Raw genomic sequence first — 19,852 nt, 5'->3', positions numbered from 1 at the left:
ACGATGCACCTTTCCAAAGACCTGCAGCCCGTCCTCCTGCAGCTCGCGCAGGCAGACGCCGCGTCCTCGCAGCCGCGCGTGCGCCCCGAGGAGCAGGAGTTGCAGAAGCTTATCGACGAGCGCAAGCGCCTCACCGACGCCTCCGCCGCAGCCCAACTCGCAGTCGACGACATGGAGCTGGAAATCCTGCGCATCCAGGAGGACGAGCGCAAGCTGAAGAAGCGCGAGCTGGACGACAAGCGCCAGCTGTCCGCCGAGACCGACCCGGAGCGCCGCAAGGATCTCGAGCACGACCGCTACGCCGCGAAGTCGCGCATCGCCGACCTGCTCTCCGAGCTGAAGGAGGCGCACAACGAGATCGCCGCGCTGCGCAACAACCGCGACGTCCACGCCGCCCGCGTCGACGAGGCCAACCGCAAGGTCGAGGCCGCCCAGCGCGCCGTGGACGCCCTGCCCGAGGAAGACGTCGTGGACACCGATGCGCTTCGGGGGCAGCTGCCTGACGACGTGCTCCGCGCCTACGACGACATCAGCGCCGCCAAGTTCAACGGCCGCGCCTGCGGCGGCTGCTTCATCCAGCTGCCGCCGGCCGAGCGCGCCGAGGTGCTGGCCGAGCCGGAGGACGAGCTGCCCACCTGCCCGAACTGCGGCACGCTGCTCGTGCGGGTCAACCCGGTTACCGACGAGGCGTAAATGCACGTCAAGATGTACTGCGACGGCGGCTCCCGCGGCAACCCGGGTGTGGCCGGCTCCGGTTCGGTGGTCTACGACGCCTCCGGCGAAACCCTCGGCGAGATCGCCTACGTGGTGGGCAAAAAGTCCTCCAACAACGTCGCCGAATACTACGGCCTGATCCGCGGCCTGGAGGCCTGCCGTGAGGTTGGGGCCACGGTGGTGGACGTGTTCATGGATTCCAAGCTGGTGGTCGAGCAGATGACCGGCCGCTGGAAAGTCAAGCACCCCGACATGCAGAAGCTGGCGCGGGAGGCGCGCGACCTCGCGTCTTCGTTTGAGAAGGTCACCTACACCTGGGTCCCGCGCGCGAAGAACAAGAAAGCCGACGAGCTTTCCAACGTGGCCATGGACGCCGCCGCCCGCGGCGACGCGCCCGGCATCGTCAAAGGCACTGGCGTGTGGGTGGGGGAGAAGCGGGGGGAACCGGAGGACGTCGAGAAGCACACGCACCAGACCGCGAGCCCCGCGCACTGGGCAGGCGCCGACGCGCCGCGCACCCGGTTCATCCTGCTGCGGCACGGGCAGACCCAGCACTCCGCCGAGCAGCGCTTTTCCGGCGCCGCCGAGCCCGAGCTGACCGACACCGGCCGCGACCAGGCGCGCCGGGCCGCCGACGCGCTGCGGGGGTTCGGACGCATCGACGCCATCGTCGCCTCGCCGCAGGCCCGCGCGCAGGGCACCGCCCGCATCGCCGCCGGGGCGCTCGGGCTCGACGTGGTTGTGGAGGAGGGGCTGCGCGAGATCGACTTCGGCGACTTCGAGGGGCTCACCCGCGACGAGGCCGTCGCGCGGGACTCGGCGGCGTTCGACGAGTGGCAGTCCTCGCCGAACAACGCGCCGCCGGGCGGCGAGTCCCTGACCGCGTTGCACCGCCGGGTCACGCGCACGCGGTCGAAGCTGCAGGAACGCTACGAGGGCCAGAACGTGCTGGTGGTCACGCACATGACGCCGGTGAAGTCGTTTCTCCGCCAGGCCCTCGGTGCCGGGCCGGAGCTGTTCAAGCACCTGTTTTTGGACCTGGCCAGCATCAGCGTCGTGGACTACTACGGCGACTTCGGCGTGGTGCGCTGCGTCAACGACGTCGCTCACCACCGCGGGTAGGTTCCGGCGCTAGATGCTTACCCCAGGATGCTTACCGGGGGAGGATGCTTACTCCTAAACGCTTACTTCTCGAGTGGACACGAGAGATGCCCGTCAACGCTCTCGAGGGATAAGCATCCTTGGGTAAGCATCCTCGACCGATGCCCGGCAGTTCCGTTCCAACCGGCGGAAAGCGTATGCTGTACCTCGCGAATGAGCCGGCCGGGCGGCCGCGGCACCGTGAACCACCCCAACCTTGGGGAAGGCGCGGGTCGAGGAAAGTCCGGACTCCACAGGGCACGGTGGTTGCTAACAGCAACCCGGAGCGATCCGCGGGAAAGTGCAACAGAAAGTAGACCGCCTCGGCGACGAGGTCAGGGTGAAAGGGTGCGGTAAGAGCGCACCGGCATCTGCGGTGACGTAGGTGGCCAGGTAAACCCCACCGGGAGCAAGGCAAGAGCCCCCGTCGCAAGGCGGAGGTCATCGGATGTAGGCTGCCCGCCCAGTCCGAAGGTAGCTGCTTGAGGCCCCCAGCGATGGGAGGTCCAGATGGATGGTCGCCGCCCCGCAAGGGGAACAGAATCCGGCTCATAGGCCGACTCATTCGCCCTTTTCGTGGCACGATGGCTGCTTATGAAGCTCTACGCCGCGCCCCTGAACTTCCGCTCGATTGCGCGCGAATTCGACGTGCGCACAACGTTCGCGCCGGAGCTCCACACACAAGCCTCGCAGCTTCAGGACCGCTTTTCGCAGTTGCGTATCGACGCCCGCTCCGTGCCGCTGGTCACCATCGATCCCGCCGGCTCGAAAGACCTGGACCAGGCGGTGCACATCGAGGCGCGCGACGGCGGCGGCTACGTGGTGCGCTACGCCATCGCGGATGTGGCGGCGTTCGTGGACCCGGACTCTGAGGTGGCGGCAGAGTCGCTCGAGCGCGGCCAGACCATCTACCTGCCCGACGAGCCTGCGCGCCTGCACCCGGAGGAGCTTTCGGAAGGCTCTGCCTCGCTGCTTCCCGACGTGGACCGCCCCGCAGTGCTCTGGACGTTCGAGCTGGACGAGCGCGGCGAGGTCGATTCGGCGCACGTGGAGCGCGCGCTGGTGCGCTCCGTGGCGCGGCTGGACTACGAGGGCGTGCACGAGGAGATGCAGGCAGGGTCGGTGCACCCGTCGATTGCGCTGTTGGAGCAAGTCGGGCAGTTGCGGCAGCAGTCCTCGCTGCGCAGGCACGCGATCAACCTGCGCCTGCCGTCGGTGCGCGTGGTCGGCGACGGCGGCACCTTCGAGCTGGTCATCGAGCCGCGCCACCCGGTCATGGACTACAACTCCGAGATCTCGCTGCTCACCGGCATGGTCGCGGGGCGGATGATGGTCGACGCCGGGGTGGGCTTCCTGCGCACGTTGGGCCCGGCGGATGAGGGCGGGGAGGCGGAGTTCCGTCGAGAAGCACGCAACTTGGGCTACGACGTCGCCGGCGACATCGGGGAGTTCCTCGCCGGCGTGGACGCCGACACCCCGCGCGGCATGGCGGTGATGCGCGAGGCGCAGAAACTCCTGCGCGGATCCGGCTACGTGGACTTGTCCGAGAAGCAGGCCGAGGTGCACGCCGGTATCGGCGGGTTCTACTCGCACGTCACCGCGCCCTTGCGGCGATTGATCGACCGCTACGCCACCGAAGTCTGCCTCGCCATTTGCGCTGGTGAGGACGTTCCGGAGTGGGTCGAGCGCGATGCCCCGCGCGTGATCAAGACGATGGGGCGGTCCTCCCAGCTCGCCAACACGGTGGAGAAGGCGTGCCTGCACCTGACGGAGGCGACTGTGCTCGAGCCGTGGGTGGGCCACAACTTCGACGGGGTGACGCTCAAGAGCAGGGAGGATGCCGCGCGTGTGTTCATCGTGGACCCGCCGGTGCTCGCGCCGTCCGCGGGCGCGCCGGAGGAAGGTGCCGAGACGAAGTTCTCCCTCGTGCGGGCGGACTCTGGCGCCCGCGAGGTCGGCTTCGCCTGGCCCGCGGACTAGGCCTGGTTCCTCTAGCTGGGACGGCTAGCACGGCAGCGGTGCGGTACAGAGGAGGCAGCCCGCGCCGTCGACTTACATTTCCTCTTTCGCGCGGTCAAACAATGCCGCCATGGGTTCAAACGGAATGTCAGAGGCCGCTCGAAAAACGGGGAGCCCTCAGTGTCGGTAACTCTATTCCGCCATCCAGTACAGCGCGAGGTCGACGTCGCGTGCTCGCCAGGCCAGGCCGCGTGCGTTATTGATGTCGTAGCGCAATGCTTCAACAACTGCCATGTACCGAGAATAGATGCCTGTCTTGTACCCAATGGAGATACCGAGTTTCCTCAACGATGCGTGCGCGCGACGGTCGTAAACTGCCATTCGTTCCGGCACCCCAGCGGTGAGCACAGCCGACGCGACGGCTCCGCCTCGTCGCAAGCCGGGGAGCGGGTGCAACGCTGCGACGGCGTTGGCGGCGGCTTCCGAAATCGATTCCGTGCTTCGTGCTGCCGCGAACGCCGTACCAGTGGCGTCGCGCACGGCGCTTTCAGGAAGTTGCATTAATTCTCGGACCCACACCGCGCTGGCGTTGAGCCGTTTCCAACTCACCAGCGCTGCTACGTCCGTTTTTCCGGCGCTGCCGGATGCAGCAATCCGGTCCTCAACTTCGTGGAGCACCTCGTCGTAGTACTCGTTGCGGGAGTTGCGGTAGCCAGCATGCGCAGCAATAAGCTTCTCGACGACACCGCCGGCGTCCTCCGGATAGCCAAGAGAGTCGAGCGTAAGAATAAGCGCCAAAGTTGGCCCTACCCCTCGAGGCGGGCGGGTTCGCCGGCGGCGACCTCCACCACCTCGAACTCGCGCGCCATCGCGGCCGCGAACGAGTCCGCCTCCTGCACCGGCACGAACGCGATCACCGCGTCGGAGGTGCCGATGGCTGCAGGACGGGCGGCGACGGCGCCGCGCTTGCGGGCTAGGGCGACCAGGGCATCGGGGGAAGCCAGGTCGTGGGCCTCAGAAGGCGAGTTGAGCAGCGTAAACAGCTCGTTGGCGCGGCGCGAACGTAGGGCCTTCGCCGCGGCAAGCGAGCGCAGCGTCTCCGATTCGCAGAACGTCACCCAGCGCCGCGCGGCCTCCGGCTCCGGTGCGTCCGAGTCACCCGCGGCGCGGCGGGCCTCGACCCATTGGACGGCGCGGCCCGGGGCGTCGGGAAGCTGACGCAGCGAGGAGACGCCGAAGTTGGAGCAGGCGGCGTCGATGAACGCGCGGCGCTCAGCGATCGCCTCGCGGGACTGCGTAAACGGCACGCCCAGCTCCTGGGACACGGAAAACACGCGCACGCCGTGGCGCGAGGGGTGCGGCGCCTGGGTCAACGAGCCGTCGGCGTAATCCACCACCGACACGCCCTCGGCCCCGCGCAGCGCCACCGAGTGCCGGGCGCGCAGCACCGGCAGCGACGAGTAGGTGGCCACGGCGTGCGAACAGATCTCCGCCAGCCGGGCCCGAAACGGGGCGGTGTCCACGTCGTCGTGCGAACCTGCCAGAGCCAGCGCGATCGCGGCGTCGGCGGCGTACAGCGCGCCAAGGCCCGCGCCGACCGGCACGTCCGACTCCACGGTGATGTCCACGCCAGCGGTGTCGCGGGAGAGCACTTGGCGCTGCACGAGTGTGTGCACGAGCCCCCACCAGCGGCGGGCGAGCCCGTCGGCAGGCTCATCGCTGTAGGGCAACTGCTCCGAGAACTCCTGGCCGAGCGGGCCGCGGGCCGCAATGGAGATCACGCCGTCCGTGCGCGGGGACACCGCCGCCGCGGCGCGCAGCGACGACGTTCCCACCAGCGTCACGCCGCCGAAGTGGTCGACGTTTTCACCGATGAGCACCCACGTGCCGGGCGCGGATGCGACACGCCCGGACGCTGCGCGGACGCGCTCCGCAGGCGACTTCGAGGGGGTTTCAAATAATGCCATGTCACGCTCCTTTTAACCGCACCCACACTACCAACCGCCCCGGTACAGTCGGACGGGTAAACAACACCCGAAAGGAACGAAAATGGCAGACGAGCAGTACTACTACAACCCGTCCACCGGCGAGGTCACCCAGGGCAAGGAGGCCGCCTGGGACAACCGCATGGGCCCGTACGCCACCCGCGAAGAGGCGGAGTCCGCGCTGCAGATCGCCGCGCAGCGCAACAAGAGCGCCGACAACCAGGACGAGGCGGACGACAACTGGGGCGAGGCCCCGTCCTGGGAGAAGTAAACCCGCTTACGGCTTGATCTTCTTAAACGCCTTGCGCACCTCGCGCACGGCCTCGTCGTAACCGCTCAAGGCCTGCTCCCCGCGGTCGAGTTCGCGCTGGTAGAGCATGCCGTAGGCGAAGGTGTCCTCGCCGCGCTCGCGGGCCTCCTCGGCAAGCCGCTGGATGCGGTCGCGCGAGGTCACGGCGTCCTGGAAATCGCCCAGCTTGGACTGCAGCGCCTTGCATGCCTTCGCCAGCCGCCCCGCCTTCAGCCCGGCGTCGGCCGCGGCGTTGGCGGAATACCGCAGCTTCTTCGCGGCCTTGCGCACGTCGTGGACGTAGTCTTCGCGCTCGTGCAGCGGCAGGTCGGTGTCGTGGTAGTGCTCATCCACCTTGTCGTGGCGCTTCTTCAGCTTCTTGTAGCCACGCTTCAAGTGGTCGTAGAGGACCTCCTTCGACTCCGCCGGGGTGTCTTCAGGAGCTTCTTGCTTTGCGACGGGCGGCTTAGCCAACAACCCGTCAATCGCGTCCAGCAGATCCATGAAGCGCTGCGAGTCGAGCATGGCCACGATCTCGGCGTGGGCCTCGTTGTAGTCGCGGCGCATATCGCCGGCGATGTGCGCGCGGGCGGCGTCGTCCACCAGCCCGGACTCGTCCGAATCCAACAGCTCCAGGAAGCGCTCTTCCACCACTTCGGCGTCGCGGGCCACGCCCAGCACGCCGGCGGCGTGCTTGAGCTCGTCTTCAAGCGCGCCGAGCTGCTCGCCCTCCAAAACACCCTCGAACGTCTCCAGCAGGGAGCGCATCTCGCGGGTTGCCACGCGCAGCTGGTGCACCGAGTCGTACTCGTCGGCGCGCACGCGCGGCTCCCAGGAAACGATGGCGTCGCGCTGCTTGCGCAGGGAATCCACCACGGCCGCCGCCGGGGAGTCCGCCTCCAGCTCGGCCTGCATGTGCGGCGGCAGGGGAGCGGTCTTGACCGAATCACCCAGCGCGGTGGCCAGCTTCGACGGCGAGGACGACTTGCGCGCGCCCGCCGAGATCAAAAAGCTCGTGCCCTGGTTAATCAGCGTTTCGCCCGCCTCGGTGCCGGCGAGCGTCTCGGACAGCTCGAGCTCCCACTCGCGCCAGTTGGTGCGCTCGCCGCCGGGAAGCAGCGACCAGGCGGTGACGTGGTCGTCGCAAAACTCCGCGACCTCGCCCTCATCGCCCGCCAGCGCGATCTCCACTCGGCGGTTGTCCACCTGCGCCACCGGCGCCAGCTCCTCGGTGCGCACAATCGAGCGCACCTGGGCCAGAAGTTCCTCGGGCACGGCCGATGGATCGTCGAGAGGCATCCGCACCTCGTTGCGCCCGCCCTCCTTGGGCAGCTTGAGGTGCCAGCCGTCATCCGCACCGCCGGTGCGGCGGCGCAGCGTGATCTTGGAACGCGTCAGGCGCAGATCCTTGGTGTCGTAGTACACGGCGGAGAGGTTGTGCTCGCGCATGTTGGAGATTTCCTCCACGCCGGGCAGTTGCGTCAGGTCCGGCATGCCGGTGCCCTCGTCCACGGCGAGTTTGATTTCCACCTCGAGGAACTGCTCGGGTGCTTGTGCAGCCATGATCGTTGTCCTCCTTCAATGGTTTGTTGCCCCCAAGCTTAGCCTGCCTATCGACGCCCAAAGGCCCGCTACAGTTGAGCAGCATGAGCGCCCAAACCGACAACGTGCTGCGAATGGTGGAGCAGCAGGACATCGCCTTTATCCGCCTCTGGTTCACCGACATCTTCGGCTCGCTGAAAACCGTGATGATGTCGCCCGCGGAGCTGGAAAGCGCCTTCGAGGAGGGCGTGGGCTTCGACGGCTCCTCCATCGAGGGGTTTAGCCGCGTCTCCGAGTCCGACACCCTGCTGCGCCCCGACCCGTCGACGTACCAGCCGCTGCCCTTCGACGAGGAGGCGGGCCTGCAGACTGCGCGGATGTTCTGCGACATCACCATGCCCGACGGCGACCCGCTTTTCGCCGACCCGCGCCAGGTGCTGCGCCGCCAGATCACCAACGCCCGCGACATGGGCTTCGAGTTTGTGGCCAGCCCCGAAATCGAGTTCTACGTGGTCAAACCCGGCGAAGGCGACCAGCCGCCCACACCTGCGGACAAGGGCGGCTACTTCGACCAGGCCAAGCGCAACGAGGCGCCGAAGCTGCGCCGCATGGCCGTCTCCGCCTTGGAGTACATGGGCATTGTCACCGAGTTTTCCCACCACGAGGGCTCGCCGGGCCAGCAGGAGATCGACCTGCGCCACACCGACGCGCTGACCATGGCCGACAACATCGTCACGTTCCGCTACATCGTGAAAACGGTCGCCGAGATGAACGGCGTGCACGCCACGTTCATGCCCAAGCCGTTCGCCGACCTCGAGGGCTCGGCGATGCACACGCACTTCTCCCTGTTCGAGGGCGACGCCAACGCCTTCCACGACCCGGACGACGAGATCAGCCTGTCCGCCACAGGCCGCCAGTTCATCGCCGGCATCATCGAGCACGCGGGCGAGATCTCCGCGGTGACCAACCAGTGGGTCAACTCCTACAAGCGCCTGCAGTTCGGCTCCGAGGCGCCCACCGCCGCCACCTGGGGTATTTCCAACCGCTCCGCCATGGTGCGGGTGCCCACCTACCGCCTGCACAAGGCGGATTCGCGCCGGGCGGAGGTGCGCTCGCTGGATTCCGCGTGCAACCCCTACCTGGCGTTTTCCGCGATCCTCGCCGCGGGTCTGAAGGGCATCGAGGAGGGCTACGAGCTGGACGAGCCCGCCCGCGACGACGTCTTTGCCCTGACCCGCCGCGAGCGCCGCGCGATGGGCTACCGGGACCTGCCCAACTCGCTGGACCAGGCGCTGCGCCAGATGGAGCGCTCCGAGTTCATGGCCGAGGTGCTGGGCGAGCAGGTTTTCGAGTTCTTCCTGCGCGCCAAGTGGGCCGAGTGGCACGACTACACCGCCCAGATCACCCCCTGGGAGATCGATACGGGGATCGACCTGTGATTTCACCCGCCAAGCTCGGACTGACCAGCCCGCGCGCCGCCGAGGACATCGAGGAGCTTTCGCTTTACGACGAAGCTTCGCTCTACACCCTCGCCGGCTCAAGCGACCCGGACCTGGCGCTCAACAACGCCCACCGGCTCTTCGACGCGTTAGGTGGCGGATGGGCGGAGCTGCTTGCCGCGCTGCGCGACTTTCCGGTGTTCCGCACCCGGTTGTTCGCCCTGCTGGGCGGCTCCACCGCGTTGTCGGACCACCTGATCGCGCACCCGCAGCAGTGGCGGCTGCTGCTCGAGGACCTGCCCGATGAGGCTGAGCTTTACCGCACCATGCTCGCCGCCGTGGGGGTCGACGCTGACGGGCCGGGGTTGTATAAGGCGGGGGAGGGCGAAGTAAGCGCGGCTAAGCAAAAGCTCCGCGCCACCCACCGCGACCTGGTGATGCGCATCGCCGCCGCCGACCTCGCCGGCACCTTTGCCGCGGTCAAGGGCTACGGCGAGGGCGAATCCATGAGCTACAGCTACACGACGGAGCGGCTGACGTGGCTCGCGGACGCCGCGCTCACGGCCGCGCTCGCGGTGGCGGTGCGCGACGTTTACGGCGACGTGGAGCCCGACGCGGAGCTCGCCGTGATCGCCATGGGCAAGTGCGGCGCCGGCGAGCTGAACTACATCTCCGACGTGGACGTCGTGTTCGTGGCCGAGCCCGCCACGCCCAAGATCACGCGCGTGGCCGCGGAGATGATGCGCATCGGCTCCGCGTGCTTCTTCGACGTGGACGCGAACCTGCGGCCGGAGGGTACCTCGGGCGCGCTGGTGCGCACGCTGGAATCGCACCAGGCCTATTACCGGAAATGGGCTGAGACCTGGGAGTTCCAGGCGCTGTTGAAGGCGCGGCCGCAGACCGGTTCCATGGACTTGGGGCGGGCGTACTCCGAGGCGATCGCGCCGCTGGTATGGGAGGCCTCCCAGCGCGACAGCTTTGTTGAGGACGTCCAGGCCATGCGCCGGCGCGTGTTGGAAAACGTCCCGGCCGAGGTGCGACGCCGCGAGCTGAAACTCGGGCCCGGCGGGCTTCGCGACGTCGAGTTCGCCGTGCAGCTTCTGCAACTCGTGCACGGGCGCATCGACGACACGCTGCGCTCCCGCAACACCCTGGAGGCCCTCGCGGCGCTGGCGAAGGCCGGGTACGTCGGGCGCGAAGACGCTCGCGTGCTCACTGAGGCCTACGAGTTCCTGCGCCTTTTAGAGCACCGCCTGCAGCTGCAGCGCTTCAAGCGCACCCACCAGCTGCCCGAACCGGACGACGAGAAACGCAACCGCTGGCTCGCCCGCGCCGCAGGCTTCACCGCCAACCACCGCGGCTCCGCCCCGGACGCGATGTACCGCGAGCTCAAACGCGTGCGCCGCGACGTTTCTGACCTGCACGAGCGCCTGTTCTACCGACCGCTGCTCGGCGCGGTGGCGGACATGTCCGTCGGCGAGGCCACCCTCTCCGCCGACGCGGTGAAAGCCCAGCTCGCCGCGCTCGGCTACCGCCACCCGGCGCGCGCCTTTGACCACCTCTCCGCGCTGGTCAAGGGCACCTCGCGCAAGGCCAAGCTGCAGGCGATCCTGCTGCCGTCGCTGATGCACTGGCTCGCGGACACCGCCGACCCCGGCCAGGGGCTGTTGAACTACCGCAAGCTTTCGGACGCCGCCGTGGACCGCAGCTGGTTTCTCCGCATGCTGCGCGACGAGGGCGTGGCGTCGCAACGCCTCATGCATATCCTGGGCACCTCGCCGTACGCCTCCGACCTCATCATTTCCGCGCCCGACGTGGTCAAACTCCTCGGCGACGGCTCCAACGGCCCCCGGCTGCTCGACGCCGCCCCCGACCAGGTCCACAAAGCCATCCTCGCCTCCGCCAAGCGCCACCAGGCCGACCCGGACAAGGCCGTCGCCGTGGCGCGCTCCCTGCGCCGCGCGGAGCTCGCCCGCATCGCGTCCGCCGACCTGCTCGGCTTCATGGAGCCGCGCCAGGTCTGCCTCGAGCTGACCTACGTGTGGGAGGCCGTGCTTGAGGCCGCACTTCGCGCCGAGGTGTACGCCGATCTCGCATCCTCGCCTTACGACGAGCCTCCCGCCCGCATCGCCGTCATCGGCATGGGCCGCCTCGGCGGCGCCGAACTCGGCTACGGCTCCGACGCCGACGTGATGATCGTCGCCGAGCCGAGCGAGGAAGCCGACGAAGCCAAGGCTATTTCTTGGGCGGCAAAGATCGTCGACCAGATGCGCGCCCGCCTGTCCAAGCCCTCCGGCGACCCGCCCCTCGAGGTGGATCTGGGCCTGCGCCCCGAGGGCCGCTCCGGCGCGGTGGTGCGCACCATCGCCAGCTACGAGCGCTACTACCGCGAGTGGGGCGAGGTCTGGGAGCGCCAGGCGCTGCTGCGCGCGGCCGTCGTTGCCGGCGACCGCGGCGTGGGCGACGCGTTTTTGGAGGCCATCGACGACTTCCGCTACCCGGCCGGCGGCGCCAAACCCGCCGACATCCGCGAAATCCGCCGCATCAAAGCCCGCGTGGACAACGAGCGCCTGCCCCGCGGCGCCGACCGCGCCACCCACACCAAGCTCGGCCGCGGCGCGCTCGCGGACGTGGAGTGGACCGTGCAGCTATTGACCATGCAGCACGCCCACACCCACGAGGAGCTGCGCACCCCGTCCACCCTCGACGCGCTGGATTTCCTCGTCGAGCTCGACGACCCGTCCGTCATCCGCGGCTCGCACGCCGAGATACTGCGCACCGCGTGGCTCACGGCCACCCGCGCCCGCAACGCCATCGTGCTGGTCACCGGCAAGCGCACGGACCAACTTCCCGCGCCGGGCCCGCAGCTCGCTCAGGTCGCGGGCTCTGCCGGCTACGACCCCGACGACCAGCAGGAGTTCTTAGAGGACTACCTGCGCATCACCCGCCACGCCCACAAGGTGGTCGAGGAGGTGTTCTGGGGAGAGGTGCCGTCGCACGAGTTCGATTAGGGCGGGGAGGCGCAGTGGCGTCGATAGGCAATATGCTCGAGCCCATGGCAGTGAACATGACCATCGACCTGAACAACGCCACCTTCGCGGACCTTGTCGCGCTGGTGGACGCCGCGCGCGTGGCCGGCGTTGACCCCAAGACCGGGCTGGAGCTCGACGGCGAGTCGCTGAGCATCACCGTCGAGCCGACAACCCGCACGCCCGCGCGCGAGCATGCGCCGGAGAAGGAGCGCACCGTGCCGCCGCTTGGCGACGCCGCGATTCGTTCGGTGGTGGATATTTTGACCGGTCGACAGGAACCGCCGCGCAGGTAGGCGCCCATGACGTAGACTGCGCGGGGTGGACTACATCTCAACTCGCGACGCATCGGCGCAGCCGCGTTCCTTCACAGACATCCTGCTCACAGGCCTAAGCCCCGACGGCGGCCTGTTCATGCCGGCGGTGTACCCGGCCATCACGCCGGAACTTCTGAGCGAGTGGCGCGAGCTTTTGCTTCACGACGGCTACGCTGCCCTCGCCGCCGAAGTGCTGAAGCTCTACGTCGACGACATCCCCGAGACGGACCTCGAGGCCATCGCGCGCCGGGCGTACCGCACGCCCGTGTTCGCCGACGAGGAGATCGTGCCGGTGACCCGCCTGAACGACCAGCTGCATATCGGCCACCTGTCCGAGGGCCCGACCGCCGCGTTCAAGGACATGGCGATGCAGCTGCTCGGCGAGCTGTTCGAGTACGAGCTGGCCCGCCGCGGCGAGGAGATCAACATCCTGGGCGCGACTTCGGGCGACACTGGGTCGTCGGCCGAGTACGCGATGCGCGGGCGCGACGGCATCCGCGTGTTCATGCTCACCCCGGCCGGGCGCATGACCCCGTTCCAGCAGGCGCAGATGTTTGGGCTGGACGACCCGAACATTTTCAACATCGCCCTGGACGGCGTGTTCGACGACTGCCAAGACGTGGTCAAGGCCGTCAGCGCGGACGCGGGGTTCAAGTCGAAGTACTCCATCGGCGCGGTGAACTCCATCAACTTCGCGCGCCTGCTTGCGCAGGTGGTGTACTACCTCGCCACGTATCTCAAGGTCACTGAGACCAACGACGAGCGCGTCTCGTTCTGCGTGCCCACCGGCAACTTCGGCAACGTGTGCGCGGGCCACATCGCGAAGCAGATGGGCCTGCCCATCGACCGCCTCATCGTGGCCACCAACGAAAACGACGTGCTCCACGACTTCTTCGCGCGCGGCGAGTACCGCCCCCGCTCCGCCGCGGAGACCTACGCGACGTCCTCGCCGTCGATGGACATTTCGAAGGCGTCCAACTTTGAGCGGATGCTTTTCGACGCCACGTTGCGCGACTCCGACCTCACCCGCGAGCTGTTCGCCAACAGGGTGAAAGACGGCGGCTTCGCTGCCTCCGACCTGGGCGGGGAAGAGGTGATGGAGCGCATCCGCGGCGAGTTCGGCTTCGCCTCCGGCACCTCCACCCACGCCGACCGGGTGGCCACCATCAAGCGCGTGCACGACGAGGTCGGCGTGCTGGTGGACCCGCACACCGCCGACGGGATCCACGTGGCCGAGCAACTCGCGCGCGAGGTGGACACCCCGATCGTGGTGCTGGAAACTGCGCTACCGGTGAAGTTCGCCGACACCATTACCGAGGCGATCGGTCAGGCGCCGGAGGTGCCGGAGCGGTTCGCGGGCATCATGGACGCGGAGCGCCACGTGACCGACCTGCCCAATGACGCCGAGGCCGTCAAGGCGTTTATCGCCGAGGCCATTGAGGGCACTAACGTCTAGGGCACATCGTCCTCAAGCCACAAAGGAGTGCGCGCACATGGCACAGGAGCAGTTCGCAGGCCCGGAGCACTACACCGACTTCGACCCGGAGAAGTTCATCCGGGACATGAAGATCATGGCCGAAGAAAAGGAGAAGGACGGCGAGTCCGGCGACGAGGGCTCGGCGGTTGACGCCTCCGAGTAGCCAGGGCGGTTCAGCCAAGCGCTACCAGCCCGAGCAGGGCCCGCAGTGGCGCTTCCCGGACATGCCCGGAGAGCCAGCGCCGCAGCGGCAGCAGTACCCGCAGTACCCGCTGAAGTTCCCCGACATGCCCGCGCAGCCCGGCTCCACGGCTCGGGCGCGCCGCAGCGGGCTGCAGACGGGCGGGTGGATCACCGTCATCGTCGCGATGGCGATGGTCGTGGGCATCGTGGTGTGGCTGGGCCTGAACGCGTCGAAGGTCCCCACCGGCACGGTGGAGGAGCGCGAGGCGCTGTCCGAGGTGCAAACGCCTGACGACGACGCTCCCGCGCCGGAGAACGAAAACAACGTGCTCGTGCCCGCGTTCGCCCCCTGGGCACCGGGGACGAAGATCCAGACCACGGACCACCGCCCGGCGCCCGGGGAGCATTTCACGGCGCAGTCGTGCACCGCGGCGTTTTCGTTTACCGGCAAGGACGGCCGGGCGTATGCGGTGACCGCCGGCCACTGCGGCCGCGAAGGCGACCTGGTGTGGCCCACCAACGCCTCCACAGCCTTCGACTACGCCTCCGAGGTCGGCCACTTCATTTTCTCCGGGCTGTATTCGCAGAACACCCCGGAGACGGAGGGCGCGGACGTCGGCATCATCGAGATCACGGACCCGGACCGGTTCATGGACATGGTCGGCGTGCCGATACCGACTGGGATCGGGGAGGGCCTTGGGCCCGTCGATAGGGTGTGCAAAACGGGCGCGACCACGGGCTACACGTGTGGCGATTTCGAGGACACTGAGCGGGTGCAGATAGTCAACCTCGACCCCGGCGTGGAGGACGAGACCTTCGGCGACATCGCCGCCGTGTGCGCCGCCTCCGGCGACTCGGGTGGGCCGGTGTTCGCCGACGTCAACGGCCGAGCCACCGTCATCGGCGTCGTCTCCGGCACGGAAGCCGGCCGCGCGGGCGAGGAGTGCTACGAGGGCATGGAGGATCCGCACCTGATGAGCTACTCCAACGTCAATCAGGTCATGGCCGTGATCCGTCACGCGGTGCCGGACGCGGAGTTTATTCCCCGGCGTTGGTGACAGGGTTGGCGAGCAGCGGCCAGCGCTTGAGGTGCTCGCCGGTTTCCTTGTCGTTGTCCACCACCACGACCTCGTCGTCGGTGTAGCCGTTGAACGTCACGCGGTCGATCTCGTCGGGGCGCTCCACATCGAGCCACCGCTTCGACAGCGCGTCGGCGTCGTCCACGTCCATCCAGTTTAGGGTGATCACGCGGAAGTGGTTGTGCGACGCGTAGTCCACAAACGACACCGAATCGGCGCCCTCTGCCACGCCGAAATCGATGTACTGGGCGAGGGTCTCCGGAGGAAGCGTCGAGAAGCAAAAGCCCCAGAAGTTAAAGCGCATCCCGCTTTTCGACGTCAACGTCACCGTATCCAGACAATTCTGCTCCAGCAGACGCGACAGGTGGCCCGCGATCTCGGTGGAGTCGTCGAGGGCGCCGTCCACGACGTCGCCGCGCATCATCGCTCCCGAGTTCGTCTCGCCCACGCGCACGTTGTCGATCAGGTTCGGTCGGATGCTCGCCGCGACGTTGCCCGGATCCGCCGGCGCCGGGTTGAACGGGCGCTCCGGCTGCGGCAGCTCCGCGTCCTCCGGGGTGCTCGCCGTGGTGCGGCTCGCCGCCATCGCCACACCGAAAATCACCAGGATGACCAGCGCGCCGTACACCGCGACGAACAGGGGAGCGGGGACGCGTCTGACCCAGGGCTGTGTGTCGGAAACGGCGGTGCTCATAATTCTGGGGATTGTACACTTGCCACCATGCCTATCCCGGAGTTCATCGTGGAAACCCGCAAGAAAATCGGCACCGACCTGATGTGGGTGCCCGCCGTGTGCGCCGTCGTGCTTCGCGACGCCACCGATGCGTCACCGTGGGCCGTCCCCGAGGTGCTGCTGGTGCGCCGCGCCGACAACGGCGAGTGGACACCTGTGACCGGGATCGCGGACCCGGGCGAAGAGCCGCACGTCGCCGCCGTGCGCGAGGTGCTGGAGGAAACCGGCGTGCGGGTCACCGCCGCGGCGATTTTGGGTGTCGGCGCGCACGGCCCGGTCACCCACGCGAACGGGGATAAGGCCAGCTACATGACGGTGCAGTTGCGCTGCGAGCCACTCGACCCCACCGTCGAACCCGTGGTCGGCGACGACGAAAACACCGAGGCCGGCTGGTTCCCCATCTCCCAGATGCCGGTGCGCGACCCGAAGTGGCGCCTGGCCATCGCCGACGCAGCCTCGCAGCGCCGCCACCCGGGCAGCTTCGCGCCGCGCATGGGGCTGACCAAGCGGTGAGGCTCGGCGTCGACGTCTCGGAGCACCAGGCCGGGCTCGACGTTTCCCGCTTCGACTTCGTCATCGCCCGCACCACCGACGGCACGTACCAGGACGCTGCGTTTTCGTCGTTCGCCCCTTTCGCGACCGCGGCGTACCACTTCCTGCGCGCCCCCTCCGAAGGGACCACCATTGCGGCGCAGGTGTCGGCCGCGCTCGAGGTTCTCGGGGGCCGCCGCTTGCCTCTGTGGCTCGACGTCGAGTCCCCCGCGGGGCTTTCGCTTCTCGACGTCCGCTCCGCCCACCACTCCTTCTCCTCCGCAGGCGTCGAAGTAGCTGGAGTCTACACGAACGCCTGGTACTGGCGGCGGCACATGCTGTTCGCGGACGTGGCCGAGTTCGGCGCGCTGTGGCTGGCGCAGTGGGGCTCGAACCCGGTGGTCGACGTTTCGACGCCTTTGGACGTGGGGGCGTGGCCGCGCCCCGTCGGCCTTCCAACGCCCACAGTGTGGCAGTTCACCTCGCGCGGCCGCGTAGACGGGACGGACGTAGATTTAAGTTTGGCCCTGTGAACTGCGCTTTGTGAATTTCTCAGGTTCAGTTATCCACAATTCGCGCAGGGCCTGGTGTTGGGGGTTGCGCTGTCTTAGCTTCTGGGCCATGAACTTCACTGACTTTGTTTCCGCAGGCGTAGCCGTGCTCGCCGACTTTGACCGCGGCACCGCCATGGCCGCCGGCCTGTCCACCGGGCGGGTCCGTGACCTGGCGCGGGTGCACCACGCGTATTACGGGCCGACCCAGTTCACCCGCAAGCAACGCGACGCACTCGCCGCCGCGGAAGGCTTACCAGTGGACCAACTCGTGCACATCGAGAAGAAACTGCTCGCCGTCGAAGGGGCCGCCGAGCGCTGGCGCATTAGGTTGGATTTGGTGCGCCACCGCGGCTCCTACAGGGCACTGACCAAGCGCATCAAACGGCTGATCAAACAACCCGTCAAACCAGCCCCACCCTCGTGCAGATTCAGCCGCTCGAAGGCCGGCATGCGCACCATGATCCTGACCTACAACGAGCGCGACCTCGCCGATCTCGAACACCTGCTTCGCAAACTCATCGACGCAGACGACCCCGCCGCCGCCCAAATGGCCGACGCCCTCATCGCGATCCTGCGCGACGGCAAAGGTGTCCCGAAGGCGTCGTTCCGGCCGATCATTTTGGTGCCGATCGCCGACTGGGCCCGCATCCAATCCGGCCACGCCGACGAGGTCACCTTGATCTGCACCGACGGCACCACCATGACCGGAGCCGAATACATGGAGCACGAATTCGGCGACATACTCGAAGTCGCCGCGTTCCACCCCCAGGAAGGCCCAGTCAACCTGTACTACGGTAAGCGCTGCGCCAACCCCAAGCAAAAGGTCATGTCGAAGCTGCTCTGCCCGGCCTGCGCGTTTCCCGACTGCAAACACTCCGCCGAGACCACCCAGACGCACCACATCAACGCCTGGCGCTACGGGGGAATGACCAACATGGACAACCTCGCCGAGCTGTGCCCCTTCCACAACGGGGTCAACGCCGACAACAGGCAAGGCCCGTTCGGCTACATCGACAACCCCAACGCCCGCATCCACTGGGTCGCACCCAACGGCACACGCGTCCCCATGACCACCCCGGGCGCGATGGAGCTGCTCTTCGACTAACCCCCACACACCGAAAACCCGTCTCACAAGGCGGGCAATTTGGTGTGCCGTTTGCTACCGGAGGGACGTCGATAGGCGATCGCGCGCGGCGTCGTGGCGACCCTCAAGCACCCAGCTGATGAAGCGGCCGGAACACAGCGACCAGTGCACGATGAGCAGGAACGGCAGCGACAACGCGATGACATCGAGCCAGTGCGAGCCGTTGACAAGCGCGACCTGGTGCCCGCCCATGCTCACCGTGCCCGGCGGGAACGTGCACGCCCACCAGGCCGGCGAGTACTCCACCCAGCGCGCGACGTTGGGGTAGAAGTTGAACATCGCCCAAATGCCCAGGGGGATAGCCAAGACGAGCGCGACGTAGCCGTAGTGGATGGAGAATTTTCCGGGGAACAAAATCTGCATCGCGGTGGTGGATTGGCCGATCACGCCCAGCGGCACCCATGCGGTCGCCGACAGCGGCCCCGAAAGGTCCACCTTCCCGTGCCACGCGGCCCAGTACACGCGGGCGAACGTGGGCACCGCGGTGAACAGGGACATCAGGAAGAACACGGTGCCGAGCACGTGGTAGAACTGCCCGTAGTCGCGGGCGAGCCAACCAGCCACCGACGCGGAAATCATCGGGCCGACCAACGGCAGGCCCCAGGTGAACTTCGGCGCGCCCTCAAAGCGGCTGAGCTGGATGGCCCAGGTGATGACGGTGACGGGGGCGCCGACCCAGAAGCCGATGAGGCGGTAGACGCCTTCGTCGGTAAGCCCAGAAAGCGCAGCACCCAGTGCGAGGATGCCGATGAAGAACATCGACCATTCCGCCATGGTGGTGCGCTTGAAGCTGGGGTGGCGGTAGCGCGCGAACCCGTACACGAGCACGACGAGGATGAAGCACGCGATCGCGGCGAAGACGGCGGCGAAGAACTGGTGGTCCATTTCCACGAGCAATCGCGACACGATTGAGGTGCCCATGAGGCTGCCGCCCCACGCGGGGCCGGGCGGTGGCAGTTGGCGGAACTTGTCAGTCACTCAGCGCATGGTAATCCCTTTCTTGGGAAGGTGCTCGCGCGGCCCGCCGGGAGGGACCCGTTGCACCAAAACGGCCCCGGCAGCTCAAAACCCGACCTGCGGTTTTGCGCCGATTCGGTCGGGTTCTGGTTGGGCAGGTCACTGTTGGGCCGCGGTGTGTTTCTAGCCCACGTTTGCTCCGAACAGCGAGCCGATGGCAAACGTGGCCGCCAGCGCGATGGTGCCGCCGACCACGATGCGGGCCACCGAGCGGGCGACCGGGGCCTCGCCGAGCTTCGCGGACAGCGCGCCCGTCAACGCGAGCGCCACCAGGGTCAGCACGAAAATTGCGGCGATGCGCCAGGTCGCGGGGGCGAGCAGCGCCGTCGCAAAGGGCAATGCGGCGCCGAGCAAAAACGACAGGAAGGACGCGATGCCCGCGGACCACGGGTTGACCTGCATCTGCGCGGCGAGTCCCATGGCGCGCTCGGAGTCACGCTGCGAGGACACCGAGACGTATTCGCCCAGCGCCATCGAAACCGCGCCGCCGATCACCGCGGCCAGGCCGGACATCGCGATCGTGGTCTGATCGGACGTCGCGCCCGCCACGCCGACGACCACGGCGGCGGTGGAGACGATGCCGTCGTTCGCCCCGAGCACCGCGGCGCGCAAGCGGTTCAGCCGCTCGCCGGCGCCGGGCTCATGCCTATCGACGCCACCTTCCGCCGTGCCCGGACAATCCATCAGATCAGTCATGACCCAATCATCGCCCGGCCGAAT

The 19,852-nt window shown here is 67.8% G+C and carries 19 protein-coding genes and 1 other RNA gene; 14 read left to right on the top strand and 6 right to left on the bottom strand.

The window, feature by feature from the left end; genetic code table 11:
• Positions 1 to 3: 3 nt before the first annotated feature.
• The 4 genes from ACX1NL_RS08385 to ACX1NL_RS08370 all read left to right on the top strand — a co-directional run bounded on the left by ACX1NL_RS08385 (position 4) and on the right by ACX1NL_RS08370 (position 3,834).
• Positions 4 to 693: a zinc ribbon domain-containing protein gene (locus tag ACX1NL_RS08385; RefSeq protein WP_458897869.1), complete on the top strand. Its 690-nt coding sequence runs from the start codon at positions 4 to 6 to the stop codon at positions 691 to 693.
• The gene (locus ACX1NL_RS08380) at positions 694 to 1,836 is read left to right on the top strand and encodes a bifunctional RNase H/acid phosphatase (protein ID WP_458897868.1); all 1,143 of its coding nucleotides are present in this window, start codon (positions 694 to 696) and stop codon (positions 1,834 to 1,836) included.
• A 193-nt stretch (positions 1,837 to 2,029) separates the two neighbouring features.
• An RNA gene (gene rnpB, locus ACX1NL_RS08375) (RNase P RNA component class A) lies at positions 2,030 to 2,422 on the top strand.
• A gap of 26 nt (positions 2,423 to 2,448) precedes the next feature.
• Positions 2,449 to 3,834, top strand: coding sequence for an RNB domain-containing ribonuclease (locus tag ACX1NL_RS08370; protein ID WP_458897867.1), 1,386 nt, complete (start codon positions 2,449 to 2,451; stop codon positions 3,832 to 3,834).
• A gap of 171 nt (positions 3,835 to 4,005) precedes the next feature.
• Here ACX1NL_RS08370 and ACX1NL_RS08365 read toward each other — a convergent pair whose 3' ends face one another.
• Complete coding sequence (locus ACX1NL_RS08365) at positions 4,006 to 4,611, bottom strand: hypothetical protein (protein ID WP_458897866.1); 606 nt, start codon at positions 4,609 to 4,611, stop codon at positions 4,006 to 4,008.
• A gap of 8 nt (positions 4,612 to 4,619) precedes the next feature.
• Complete coding sequence (locus tag ACX1NL_RS08360; protein ID WP_458897865.1) at positions 4,620 to 5,780, bottom strand: galactokinase family protein; 1,161 nt, start codon at positions 5,778 to 5,780, stop codon at positions 4,620 to 4,622.
• A gap of 82 nt (positions 5,781 to 5,862) precedes the next feature.
• Between ACX1NL_RS08360 and ACX1NL_RS08355 the strand changes: the two genes are divergently transcribed.
• Positions 5,863 to 6,069: a hypothetical protein gene (locus ACX1NL_RS08355; RefSeq protein WP_034998455.1), complete on the top strand. Its 207-nt coding sequence runs from the start codon at positions 5,863 to 5,865 to the stop codon at positions 6,067 to 6,069.
• Positions 6,070 to 6,075: 6 nt separating this feature from the next.
• Here ACX1NL_RS08355 and ACX1NL_RS08350 read toward each other — a convergent pair whose 3' ends face one another.
• Positions 6,076 to 7,650 carry a CYTH and CHAD domain-containing protein gene (locus ACX1NL_RS08350; protein WP_458897864.1) on the bottom strand — a complete coding sequence of 525 codons (1,575 nt, stop codon included), beginning with the start codon at positions 7,648 to 7,650 and terminating at the stop codon, positions 6,076 to 6,078.
• Positions 7,651 to 7,733: 83 nt separating this feature from the next.
• Here ACX1NL_RS08350 and ACX1NL_RS08345 point away from each other — a divergent pair, with 83 nt between their 5' ends.
• Genes ACX1NL_RS08345 through ACX1NL_RS08320 form a run of 6 tightly spaced genes read left to right on the top strand, consistent with a single transcriptional unit; the run spans position 7,734 to position 15,132 of the window.
• The gene (locus tag ACX1NL_RS08345) at positions 7,734 to 9,068 is read left to right on the top strand and encodes a glutamine synthetase family protein (RefSeq protein ID WP_458897863.1); all 1,335 of its coding nucleotides are present in this window, start codon (positions 7,734 to 7,736) and stop codon (positions 9,066 to 9,068) included.
• Positions 9,065 to 12,079, top strand: coding sequence for a bifunctional [glutamine synthetase] adenylyltransferase/[glutamine synthetase]-adenylyl-L-tyrosine phosphorylase (locus ACX1NL_RS08340; RefSeq protein ID WP_458897862.1), 3,015 nt, complete (start codon positions 9,065 to 9,067; stop codon positions 12,077 to 12,079). The genes ACX1NL_RS08345 and ACX1NL_RS08340 overlap by 4 nt, the downstream gene beginning before the upstream one ends.
• Before the next feature lie 44 nt (positions 12,080 to 12,123).
• On the top strand, positions 12,124 to 12,393 hold the full coding sequence (locus tag ACX1NL_RS08335; RefSeq protein ID WP_458897861.1) for a hypothetical protein: 270 nt from the start codon (positions 12,124 to 12,126) through the stop codon (positions 12,391 to 12,393).
• 25 nt (positions 12,394 to 12,418) lie between these two features.
• Positions 12,419 to 13,870 (top strand): threonine synthase, encoded by a 1,452-nt coding sequence (gene thrC, locus ACX1NL_RS08330; protein ID WP_458897860.1) that lies wholly within the window; start codon positions 12,419 to 12,421, stop codon positions 13,868 to 13,870.
• A 37-nt stretch (positions 13,871 to 13,907) separates the two neighbouring features.
• On the top strand, positions 13,908 to 14,054 hold the full coding sequence (locus ACX1NL_RS08325) for a hypothetical protein (RefSeq protein ID WP_181888786.1): 147 nt from the start codon (positions 13,908 to 13,910) through the stop codon (positions 14,052 to 14,054).
• The gene (locus tag ACX1NL_RS08320) at positions 14,038 to 15,132 is read left to right on the top strand and encodes a S1 family peptidase (protein WP_458897859.1); all 1,095 of its coding nucleotides are present in this window, start codon (positions 14,038 to 14,040) and stop codon (positions 15,130 to 15,132) included. The genes ACX1NL_RS08325 and ACX1NL_RS08320 overlap by 17 nt, the downstream gene beginning before the upstream one ends.
• On the opposite strand, the gene ACX1NL_RS08315 is transcribed toward ACX1NL_RS08320, so the two are convergent.
• A complete protein-coding gene (locus ACX1NL_RS08315) occupies positions 15,113 to 15,847 on the bottom strand; it encodes a hypothetical protein (protein WP_458897858.1) in 735 nt (244 codons plus the stop codon). The genes ACX1NL_RS08320 and ACX1NL_RS08315 overlap by 20 nt on opposite strands.
• Before the next feature lie 27 nt (positions 15,848 to 15,874).
• Here ACX1NL_RS08315 and ACX1NL_RS08310 point away from each other — a divergent pair, with 27 nt between their 5' ends.
• The 3 genes from ACX1NL_RS08310 (at position 15,875) to ACX1NL_RS08300 (ending at position 18,076) form a co-directional block, all read left to right on the top strand.
• Positions 15,875 to 16,399: an NUDIX hydrolase gene (locus ACX1NL_RS08310; protein ID WP_311389290.1), complete on the top strand. Its 525-nt coding sequence runs from the start codon at positions 15,875 to 15,877 to the stop codon at positions 16,397 to 16,399.
• Positions 16,396 to 16,950: a GH25 family lysozyme gene (locus ACX1NL_RS08305; RefSeq protein WP_458897857.1), complete on the top strand. Its 555-nt coding sequence runs from the start codon at positions 16,396 to 16,398 to the stop codon at positions 16,948 to 16,950. The genes ACX1NL_RS08310 and ACX1NL_RS08305 overlap by 4 nt, the downstream gene beginning before the upstream one ends.
• Positions 16,951 to 17,038: 88 nt before the next feature.
• A complete protein-coding gene (locus tag ACX1NL_RS08300; RefSeq protein ID WP_458897856.1) occupies positions 17,039 to 18,076 on the top strand; it encodes an HNH endonuclease signature motif containing protein in 1,038 nt (345 codons plus the stop codon).
• Between the two features lie 54 nt (positions 18,077 to 18,130).
• Here ACX1NL_RS08300 and ACX1NL_RS08295 read toward each other — a convergent pair whose 3' ends face one another.
• Complete coding sequence (locus tag ACX1NL_RS08295) at positions 18,131 to 19,093, bottom strand: TDT family transporter (protein ID WP_458897855.1); 963 nt, start codon at positions 19,091 to 19,093, stop codon at positions 18,131 to 18,133.
• Between the two features lie 162 nt (positions 19,094 to 19,255).
• Positions 19,256 to 19,828, bottom strand: a complete 573-nt coding sequence (locus tag ACX1NL_RS08290; protein ID WP_458897854.1) for a VIT1/CCC1 transporter family protein — start codon at positions 19,826 to 19,828, stop codon at positions 19,256 to 19,258.
• Between the last annotated feature and the right edge of the window lie 24 nt (positions 19,829 to 19,852).

This window comes from Corynebacterium sp. CQ3829_602738, from assembly GCF_054478435.1.
Note: the sequence above shows the minus strand (reverse complement) of the source record. Positions and strands in the feature narration are given on the sequence as shown.

Coding starts and splice junctions, on each gene's coding strand:
- ACX1NL_RS08385 (WP_458897869.1), top strand. CDS start 4: ATGCACCTTTCCAAAGACCTGCAGCCCGTCCTCCTGCAGCTCGCGCAG.
- ACX1NL_RS08380 (WP_458897868.1), top strand. CDS start 694: ATGCACGTCAAGATGTACTGCGACGGCGGCTCCCGCGGCAACCCGGGT.
- ACX1NL_RS08370 (WP_458897867.1), top strand. CDS start 2,449: ATGAAGCTCTACGCCGCGCCCCTGAACTTCCGCTCGATTGCGCGCGAA.
- ACX1NL_RS08360 (WP_458897865.1), bottom strand. CDS start 5,780: ATGGCATTATTTGAAACCCCCTCGAAGTCGCCTGCGGAGCGCGTCCGC.
- ACX1NL_RS08355 (WP_034998455.1), top strand. CDS start 5,863: ATGGCAGACGAGCAGTACTACTACAACCCGTCCACCGGCGAGGTCACC.
- ACX1NL_RS08350 (WP_458897864.1), bottom strand. CDS start 7,650: ATGGCTGCACAAGCACCCGAGCAGTTCCTCGAGGTGGAAATCAAACTC.
- ACX1NL_RS08345 (WP_458897863.1), top strand. CDS start 7,734: ATGAGCGCCCAAACCGACAACGTGCTGCGAATGGTGGAGCAGCAGGAC.
- ACX1NL_RS08335 (WP_458897861.1), top strand. CDS start 12,124: ATGGCAGTGAACATGACCATCGACCTGAACAACGCCACCTTCGCGGAC.
- ACX1NL_RS08325 (WP_181888786.1), top strand. CDS start 13,908: ATGGCACAGGAGCAGTTCGCAGGCCCGGAGCACTACACCGACTTCGAC.
- ACX1NL_RS08315 (WP_458897858.1), bottom strand. CDS start 15,847: ATGAGCACCGCCGTTTCCGACACACAGCCCTGGGTCAGACGCGTCCCC.
- ACX1NL_RS08310 (WP_311389290.1), top strand. CDS start 15,875: ATGCCTATCCCGGAGTTCATCGTGGAAACCCGCAAGAAAATCGGCACC.
- ACX1NL_RS08300 (WP_458897856.1), top strand. CDS start 17,039: ATGAACTTCACTGACTTTGTTTCCGCAGGCGTAGCCGTGCTCGCCGAC.
- ACX1NL_RS08290 (WP_458897854.1), bottom strand. CDS start 19,828: ATGACTGATCTGATGGATTGTCCGGGCACGGCGGAAGGTGGCGTCGAT.